At 74.6% G+C, this 7,461-nt stretch carries 8 protein-coding genes; 2 read left to right on the top strand and 6 right to left on the bottom strand.

Features of this window, described 5'->3' with window-relative positions; translation table 11 throughout:
• Positions 1–59 precede the first annotated feature (59 nt).
• On the bottom strand, positions 60–518 hold the full coding sequence (locus NT8_RS06420) for a DoxX family protein (RefSeq protein ID WP_067965263.1): 459 nt from the start codon (positions 516–518) through the stop codon (positions 60–62).
• 312 nt (positions 519–830) lie between these two features.
• On the opposite strand from NT8_RS06420, the gene NT8_RS06415 reads away from it, so the two are divergent.
• Both NT8_RS06415 and NT8_RS06410 read left to right on the top strand, forming a co-directional pair.
• Complete coding sequence (locus NT8_RS06415; RefSeq protein ID WP_067965262.1) at positions 831–1,079, top strand: hypothetical protein; 249 nt, start codon at positions 831–833, stop codon at positions 1,077–1,079.
• A 275-nt stretch (positions 1,080–1,354) separates the two neighbouring features.
• Positions 1,355–2,842 carry an amino acid permease gene (locus tag NT8_RS06410; protein ID WP_067965259.1) on the top strand — a complete coding sequence of 496 codons (1,488 nt, stop codon included), beginning with the start codon at positions 1,355–1,357 and terminating at the stop codon, positions 2,840–2,842.
• Between the two features lie 69 nt (positions 2,843–2,911).
• Here NT8_RS06410 and NT8_RS06405 read toward each other — a convergent pair whose 3' ends face one another.
• The 5 genes from NT8_RS06405 to NT8_RS06385 form a co-directional block, all read right to left on the bottom strand.
• Positions 2,912–4,003, bottom strand: a complete 1,092-nt coding sequence (locus tag NT8_RS06405; RefSeq protein WP_067965257.1) for a GNAT family N-acetyltransferase — start codon at positions 4,001–4,003, stop codon at positions 2,912–2,914.
• A 132-nt stretch (positions 4,004–4,135) separates the two neighbouring features.
• Positions 4,136–4,549: a type II toxin-antitoxin system VapC family toxin gene (locus NT8_RS06400; protein WP_245646055.1), complete on the bottom strand. Its 414-nt coding sequence runs from the start codon at positions 4,547–4,549 to the stop codon at positions 4,136–4,138.
• Entirely contained in the window at positions 4,546–4,776 is a 231-nt protein-coding gene (locus tag NT8_RS06395) for a hypothetical protein (protein ID WP_157515559.1), read from the bottom strand. The genes NT8_RS06400 and NT8_RS06395 overlap by 4 nt, the downstream gene beginning before the upstream one ends.
• 71 nt (positions 4,777–4,847) lie before the next feature.
• Positions 4,848–6,053: an imidazolonepropionase gene (gene hutI / locus NT8_RS06390; RefSeq protein WP_067965252.1), complete on the bottom strand. Its 1,206-nt coding sequence runs from the start codon at positions 6,051–6,053 to the stop codon at positions 4,848–4,850.
• A complete protein-coding gene (locus tag NT8_RS06385; RefSeq protein WP_067965250.1) occupies positions 6,050–7,456 on the bottom strand; it encodes a formimidoylglutamate deiminase in 1,407 nt (468 codons plus the stop codon). Before NT8_RS06385 ends, hutI begins: the two co-directional genes overlap by 4 nt.
• Positions 7,457–7,461 lie beyond the last annotated feature (5 nt).

Here is a 7,461-nt window from a genome sequence, read left to right as displayed (position 1 = left end):
GGGCCCGCGCCCGCACCCGGGAGGGTGCGGACGCGGGCCCGCGTCGTGGGGCGTCCGCGTCAGGCCGCGGCGGCGGCCCGCCGGTCGGGGGCGGCGCGCCGCCCCCAGGGCAGGACCCGGTCGACCGAGAAGGCGCCGCCGGTGAACCCGAGCGCCAGCGCCGAGACGCCCAGCGCGAGCACGAGTTCGAAGCCGCCCTCACTGGCGAACAGCGGCGTGCCGAGGTGGCCGAAGACGTAGGCGCCCGCCATCATCCCGGCGAGCAGCACGCCGGTGACCGGCAGGCCGAAGCCCACGGCCAGGGCGATGCCGCCGCCGAACTCGACGGCCATGGCGACGACCGCCGCGACCTCGGGGAGGGGGACGCCCATGGCGGCGAACCCCTGGGCGGTGCCGTCGACACCTCCGGTGATCTTCTGCCAGCCGTGGGCGGCGAAGATGACGCCGATGGCGATACGCGCGACGAGGAGCGCGACGTCGGCGGGCAGGGCGCCCGCTCTCGTTGTCCGTCCGGACATCGTCTTATCTCACTTCCTGGTGGGGATATGGGCGATGGACGGGGACTGGCTGCGCGGCGCCGAGCCTCCTGGTGGGAAGATCAGGAAAAATCTTCCCCGGAAGATGAATCGTATCCGCCACCGGCCGCACACGTCACGTGTCGATCCCCACAAACCGGTGCACCCGGCCGCACGCCGCCTTCGCTAGGCTGCTGTCGGCGCGCCCCGCCGGGCCTGGCGGAACATCCCCGGAAGCCCCGGCCGCCCCCTTCGAACGCGTGTATGATTTCGGCACCAGCACCCACACGATCTACCGAAGGGACGCCGCCCGCCGTGGTCACCGAGGTCTTCACGCGCAAGTATTGCGATCCGCACGCCGTCCGCGAGGAGAAGGTCGAGGCGACGGATGTCATCCAGTTCGCCTGGGAGGGGACGGTGCGCGAGGTCGACGCCTGCGCCGAGTGCAGCAAGGAGCACGCCTCCCTCTACGAGCCCCTGGTCGACTACTCCCGGCCGGTGAAGAAGCGCCGCGCCACCAAGAAGACCGACTCCTCCCCCGACTCCGAGGCCGACGACTCCTGAGTCCCGCCTCCGCCGACGGCCGGCGCGCCCCTCCCCGGGCGCGCCGGCCGTCGGCGTCCGGGCCACCCGGCGCCGACCGGGCGGCCGCCCCGTGTAGCTCCGCTTAACGGCCGCCCCGCGCCACCGCACCCGCCCTGAACAGGCGCGCGTCCGCTTCGCCCCAGACCCGCCGCCCTTACGGCCGGGTTTTAGGATCACTAAAATCGGCGGTAGGATCGCGCGACGTAATATCCCCAGGTGCCCCACAAGGGCCAAAATCGGGCGCGGAGTCGCTGTTGAGTATCTGGCGCACTAAGAGCATCGAGCAGTCGATCCGGGACACGGATGAACCGGGACACCGGCTCCGCAAGGATCTGAACGGCTTCGACCTCATCGTCTTCGGTATCGGTGTCATCATCGGTACCGGCATCTTCGTCGTGACGGGGCGGCAGGCGGCCGACAACGCCGGCCCCGCCATCGTCGTCTCCTTCCTCATCGCCGGCCTCGTGTGCGCGCTCGCGGCCATGTGCTACGCCGAGTTCGCCTCGACCGTCCCGGTCGCCGGCAGCGCCTACACCTTCGGCTACGCCAGCCTCGGCGAGTTCGTCGCGTGGATCATCGGGTGGGACCTCGTCCTGGAGTTCACGCTGGCCGCCTCGGTGGTCGCCGTGGGCTGGTCGGGGTACGCCGGCGACCTGCTGGGCGTGCCGACGACCATCGAGGTCGCCGGCTGGCCCGTGAACATCGGCGCGATGTTCATCGTGCTCGTGCTCGGCGTGCTCGGTGTCCTCGGCACCAAGCTGTCCGGCCGGGTCTCGGCGGTCATCGTCGCCATCAAGGTCGGCATCGTCCTGCTGATCATCTGCGTCGGCGTGTTCTACATCCGCGTCGCCAACTGGACCCCGTTCATCCCCGAGGCGATCGACCGCCCGGCGGCGACCGACTCCATCGGCCACACCCCGCTGACCCAGGTGCTGCTCGGCCTGGAGCCCAGCCAGTACGGCATCTGGGGCGTCATCGCGGCGGCCTCCGTGGTGTTCTTCGCCTTCATCGGCTTCGACATCGTCGCGACCACCGCCGAGGAGACCAAGAACCCCAAGCGGGACATGCCCATCGGCATCTTCGGCTCGCTGATCATCGTGACGGTGCTGTACATGGCCGTCGCCGCGGTGGTCACCGGCATGCGCCCCTACACCGAACTCGGCACCGACGCCCCGCTGGCCGAGGCGTTCCGGGCGGTGGGCGCCGACTGGGCGGGCACGCTGATCTCGCTGGGCGGTGTCATCGGCATCACGTCGGTGATCCTGGTGCTGATGATGGGCCAGTCGCGGGTGGCGTTCGCGATGTCGCGCGACGGCCTGCTGCCGCGCGGCCTGTCCAAGACCCACCCGCGCTTCGGCACCCCCTACGTCATGACCATCGTGACCACCGTCGCCGTCATGGTGCTGGCGGGCCTCGTGCCCATCGGCACCCTGGAGGAGATGGTCAACATCGGCACGCTGTTCGCGTTCGTCGTGGTGTCCATCGGCGTGATCGTGCTGCGCCGCACCCGGCCGGACCTGCCCCGCGCCTTCCGCGCCCCGTGGGTTCCGGTGCTGCCGATCGTCGCCGCCCTGGCGTGCGTGTGGCTGATGCTCAACCTCACCGTCGACACCTGGCTGCGGTTCCTGGTGTGGATGGCGATCGGCGTGGCGGTGTACTTCCTGTACGGCCGCCGGCACAGCCGCCTCGGACGGGGCGAGGGCGTCGCCGCCCCCGGCTCCGCGGAGTCCGGCTCCGCCTGACGTCGAGGCATGTCAGCGGGGGAGGCCGGCGCCCCATTTCGCCGGCCTCCCCCGCCGTCCTTCCGGGAATCAGCCCCCTGCGGCCCCCGGTCGGCTCATCAGGCCCGCCACCCGTCCCGGGAGGCGCGGCGGCGCGGTCCCGGCCACCGGGAGCCGCGCCTGGACCACCCCGTCGCGGACCGGTCCGATGGCGGCGCCCATCCGGCGCATGATCCGCTGCATGGCGGTGTTGCCGGCGACGGTGTCCGCCCGCAGCTCCGCCAGGCCCCAGTCGGCGGCGACCGCGGCCAGCGCCCGCGTCAGCGCGGTCCCCACGCCCTGGCCCTGCCAGGCGTCCTCGACCAGCAGCGCGATCTCGCCCACGCCGGGGTCGAGCGTGTACATCAGGTGCGCCAGGGCGACCGGCTCGCCGCCCCCGCTCGGCCGGGCGGCCAGGGTGAGGCCCCGCTCGGGGTCGCAGAACACGGCGAGCATGCCCGGGGTGAGCCGGGGCATCCCGGCGAAGTAGCGGCGGCGCGTGGTCTCGGCGGTGCACCGCCGGTGCAGGCGCTGCACGGCGTCGGCGTCGGCGGCGCCCACCTGGGCGACGGACAGTTCCACCCCGTGGCCGGTGACCAGGGAGCCGTCGATCGGCGCGGGGCCGGTGGGCGGCAGGACCGAGCGCACGAGCGCGTCGGCGCGGGCCGACTCGGTCCAGGTGAAGGGCTGGTCGGTGCGGCGCAGCCGGACCGCGCGCAGGGGTCCGACGGGCACGACCAGCGTGGTCTCGGGCTCCTCGGGGAACTCGGCGACGGGCCGGGTGAGGTTGGTCCACCGCGCCTCGTCGGCGCGGAGCAGCTCGCCCAGGGCCTCGGGGAGGCGGTTGGGGGCGGCGCGCAGCCGGGCGGTGAGCAGCAGGGCGCGGGTGACGTCGTCGCCGACCTCGCGGGGGTGCGCGGGGACGGCGGTCGCGGAGTCGTCCACGCTGCGCCGGGCGACCTCGCGCAGCAGGGTGTGGTGTGCGCCGGGGACGTCGACCACGAACTCGTCCACCACCCCCGCCGCGTCGGCGTGGATGGACAGCCCCACGATGTTGCCGCCCTCGGCGGCCATGGCGTCGACCACCCCGGCCAGCTGCCCCGGGCGGTCCTCGACCACGGTGCGGATGCGCCACAGCGCCATGCGGCCCCCTCACGGAAGGGCGCGCCCCCGCCGGTCCGCTCCATTGCGCCCGGCGGGGCGCGCCAACTCCCCTCAAGGGTGCATGTGCCGCATTTCGGACGTGCTACACCGATGTAAGTTCCCCGCACGCCCTCACGGCAGCAGGGTGAAGGCGTCCACGTGCCGTGGACGGACGACCGAGAAGTGCCGTCGGTCCAGCGTGGCGACCTCGGTGACGTGCAGGCGTTCGGCGGCGGCGATCACGGAGGCATCCGTCGCACCTATGGGCAGATCGGCGTACTTCTCGACGAGGTCGCGGATGCGCGACCAATCGTGCCGATGGACGGGTTCGACGTCGAACACCCCGTCCGCAAGGTCGTCGAGTAGCGCGAGCTCCGCACGCGTCCCTATACGTTCGCCTACGAGGTACGCCACCTCCGCGATCACCAACGTGGGGACGACGAGGGGGCCGCGATGTCGGGAGAACAGCCGTGCGACCGCCTCATGGTGGTCGTCGTCCGCGTCGACCAGCGCGTACAGGGGGCCGGCGTCGACGACGAGGGTCACGTGCCGCCCCATTCCGCGCGCAGGATCTCGCGGGCTCTCACCGAAATGTCGGTACGGCCGCTTCTGCCGGCGCCGGCGGAACGGAATTCACGGCGGGGTGTCGCGTCTTCGGGGGGGGCGCCCTGCAAACGCTGGAGGACGAGGTCCTCCAGGGTCATCCCGCGCGTCTCGGCCTCGGCGCTCAGCCGGGTCCGGAGGTCGTCGGGCATGTCGATATTGACGGTCACGCGCTTCACCATAACCACAGCCATACCCGCTCCGCAGGGGAAACGCACAATTTCGGGGGCGCGGTGGGTGGTCAGGGGTGGCCGGCGGTGAGGGTGCCGTTCTTCCAGACGGCGGCGGCCAGGGGGACGCCGGGGCGGTAGGCGAGGTGGACCGGCGAGGGGGCGTCGAGCAGGACGGCGTCGGCGCGGGCGCCGGGGGCGAGGTGGCCGACGTCGTCGCGGCGCAGCGACCGCGCGCCGCCCCGGGTGGCGGCGGCCAGCGCCTCCTCCGGCGTCATGCGCATCTCGCGGACCGCCAGGGCGATGACGAACCCCATGCTGGAGGTGTAGCAGGACCCCGGGTTGCAGTCGGTCGCCAGCGCGACGGCGGCGCCCGCGTCGATCAGCGCCCGCGCGTCCGGGTAGGGCTGGCGGGTGGAGAAGTCCACGCCCGGCAGCAGCGTGGCGACGGTGCCGCCCGGCCCGCCCGCCTGGGCGAGCGCGTCCACGTCGGCGGGCGACAGGTGGGTGCAGTGGTCGACCGAGGCCGCGCCCGCCTCCACGGCGACCGCCACCCCCGGCCCCTCCCCCAGCTGGTTGCCGTGGACCCGGCCGAGCAGGCCCTTCTCCCGCCCGGCGGCCAGGACGCGGCGCGCTGCGTCGCCGTCGAACGCGCCCCGCTCGCAGAACACGTCGATCCAGCGGGCGTGCGGGGCGCACGCGTCGAGCATGGGGCCGGTGACCAGGTCGACGTAGCCCGCCGGGTCGTCGGCGTACTCGGCGGGCACCACGTGCGCGCCGAGGAAGGTGGTCTCCTCGGTGAGGCGGGCGGCGACCCGCAGCGACCGCTCCTCGTCGCCGACGGTCAGCCCGTACCCCGACTTGATCTCCAGGGTGGTGGTGCCCTGGGCGCGGGCCTCGGCCACCAGGCGGGCCGCCGTCGCGTGCAGCTCGGCGTCGGTGGCGGCGCGGGTGGCCGCCACCGTGGTGCGGATGCCGCCGGCCTCGTAGGGGCGGCCGGCCATGCGGGCGGCGAACTCGGCGCCCCGGTCCCCGGCGAACACCAGGTGCGCGTGGCCGTCCACGAACCCGGGGACGACGCACCGCCCCGCGGCGTCCACCCGGGTGTCGGCGGCCGGGGCGTGCGCGGCCCGCCCCACCCAGGCGACGCGCCCGCCGTCGAACACCAGGGCGGCGTCGTCGACCAGGCCGAGCGGCCCGGTGCCCAGCGCGGGGTCGAGGGTGGCGAGCACCCCGATGCGGTCCACGAGCAGTGAGCGGGCGGCGGGTGCGGTCATGAGGTCAGCTCCCGGATGGCGGCGTCGAGGTCGCGGGCGGCGTCGGGGACGGACAGGTGGGCGCGGTCGCGGACGATCCACCGCCCGTCGGCCATGACGTGGCGGACGTCGGCGGCGGTCGCGGCGGCCACGACGGCGTCGGTCGCGGCGTCCGGGTCGAACCCGGCCAGCCGCACCCCGTCGAGATCGAGGGTGAGCAGGTCGGCGCGGAGGCCGGGGGCGATCCAGCCCGCCGCCGGGTCCGCCCCGCCGGGGCCGTCGCCCGTCCAGCCGAGGGCGTCGCCGTGGCCGTGGCCGTGCAGCCCCTCCAGCAGCAGCGACGACGGGCGGGTGCCGCGCCGCCCGGTGCGCAGCCGCTCGTGCATCTCCGCGCCGCGCGCCTCCTCGAACATGTCGATGGTGGAGTGGCCGTCGCTGCCCAGGGCGACCGCCACCCCCTCGAACCCGGCCAGCGGCGGCAGGCCGTCGGCGAGGTCGCGCTCGGTCGTGGGGCACAGGCAGACCGCCGCCGGGGAGGAGCGGACGAGGGCGGTGTCGGCGCCGGTGAGGTGGGTGGCGTGCACCAGGACGGGCCCCGCGGCGAGCAGCCCGGTGTCGTCCAGCAGTTCGGTGGGCGTGCGGCCGTACGCGGCGCGGCACGCCTCGTTCTCGGCGGGCTGCTCGGAGAGGTGGACGTGCAGCGACGCCCACCCGGCGTCGCGGTGCAGGTCGGCGACCCGGGCGACGGCGGCGCGCGGCACGGCCCGCACCGAGTGGACGGCGGCGCCGACCTTGGCGTGGCCGCCGCCGGGCCGGAACGCGGCGACGCGCTCGGCCCAGGCGTCGGCGTCGGCGTCCCCGAAGCGGGTGGTGGTGCCCGACAGCGGCGCGTGGGTGCCGTCGGCGGTGAGCCCGCCGCGCAGGTAGAGGGTGTCGAGCAGGGTGATGCGGATTCCGGCGTCGGCGGCCGCGGCGACCAGGGCGGCGCCCATGGCGTTGGGGTCGGCGTAGGGGCGGCCGCCGGGGCCGTGGTGCAGGTAGTGGAACTCGCCGACGCAGGTGATGCCGGCCAGCGCCATCTCGGCGTACACGGCGCGGGCGAGCCGGTGGTAGGAGTCGGGGTCGAGCCGGTCGGCGACGGCGTACATGCGCTCGCGCCAGGTCCAGAAGCTGCCGCCGTGCTCGCCGGTGCGCCCGCGCAGCGCCCGGTGGAAGGCGTGGGAGTGGGCGTTGGCCAGGCCGGGCAGGGTGAGGCCGGGCAGCCGCTCGGCGCCGGGCGGCGGCGCGGGGGCGGTGCCGACGGCGGTGAAGCGGCCGCCGCCGACCTCCAGGAGGACCCCGGGGGTCGCCGCGGCGGCGCTGGGGTGGGTGTCCACCAGCGCCCATTCGCACCAGTAGCGTCCTGCGGCGTCAACGGTCGCCATGCGGC

It is taken from the genome of Nocardiopsis trehalosi NBRC 14201 (genome assembly GCF_001552555.1).
GTDB lineage: Bacteria > Actinomycetota > Actinomycetes > Streptosporangiales > Streptosporangiaceae > Nocardiopsis_B > Nocardiopsis_B trehalosi.
Note: the sequence above shows the minus strand (reverse complement) of the source record. Positions and strands in the feature narration are given on the sequence as shown.

Excerpts from the sequence above, each read along its gene's own strand:
- NT8_RS06385 (WP_067965250.1), bottom strand. The coding sequence starts at position 7,456 with ATGGCGACCGTTGACGCCGCAGGACGCTACTGGTGCGAATGGGCGCTG.
- NT8_RS06405 (WP_067965257.1), bottom strand. The coding sequence starts at position 4,003 with ATGGCGCTGTGGCGCATCCGCACCGTGGTCGAGGACCGCCCGGGGCAG.
- NT8_RS06420 (WP_067965263.1), bottom strand. The coding sequence starts at position 518 with ATGTCCGGACGGACAACGAGAGCGGGCGCCCTGCCCGCCGACGTCGCG.
- hutI (WP_067965252.1), bottom strand. The coding sequence starts at position 6,053 with ATGACCGCACCCGCCGCCCGCTCACTGCTCGTGGACCGCATCGGGGTG.